Annotated in this window: 1 protein-coding gene and 1 pseudogene; one reads left to right on the forward strand and one right to left on the reverse strand. The window is 53.5% G+C overall.

What is annotated here, in order from left to right:
* Positions 1–255, forward strand: a 255-nt coding sequence (locus tag DVK07_RS23035; protein ID WP_121598605.1) for a hypothetical protein, incomplete at its 5' end; no start/stop codon positions are given.
* An 81-nt stretch (positions 256–336) separates the two neighbouring features.
* Here the strand turns inward: DVK07_RS23035 and DVK07_RS24040 are convergent.
* A pseudogene (locus DVK07_RS24040) lies at positions 337–557 on the reverse strand (cell division control protein 6); the annotation flags it as partial.

Raw genomic sequence — 557 nt, forward strand, 5'->3', positions numbered from 1 at the left:
GTCGGCCTCGATACTGTCGGTTCTTTCCCACAGACGCGAGAGTGCATCCGCGAGATAATGCTGAAAGAGAGGATCCCGATAATCGGTGGCTCGAATGGCTACTACATTGCGACGACAGAGTCTGAGGTTTCGGAAGCGCTGGATACTCTCGACAGCCGGATAACGAGTACAGCAAAGCGTAAGATGCTACTCGAACGGGCAGCGACCGCATGGAGTGATGATATCGAGTCAGAGGATGACTACGATATCCTGTAGTCAATACTCGACTGCTGTATATCGGGTCCCTTTGGTCGCTCCTTCTTTCTCAATGAGCCGATAGCGTTCGAGTGCCCCAAGTTATCGGCGGCGTGTCGGCTTCGATCTCGAGTTGCCGATTCTCGACTCGTACCGGTCGTGCAACTGTTTTGATGTTACTCCATCGGCACCACCCTCGCGAATGATGTCGAAGAGGAGTCGCTTGTGCGTGGAAAGACGTTCGACGTTTCGCTCGTGGACTTCGACCTCGGCATCCTCTGAGACTTCGTCGATAAGCCCTACACTAAGTGCATCGAGTTCTC

The sequence above is a fragment of the Halorubrum sp. Atlit-26R genome (assembly GCF_003666015.1).
In the GTDB taxonomy this organism is placed as follows: domain Archaea; phylum Halobacteriota; class Halobacteria; order Halobacteriales; family Haloferacaceae; genus Halorubrum.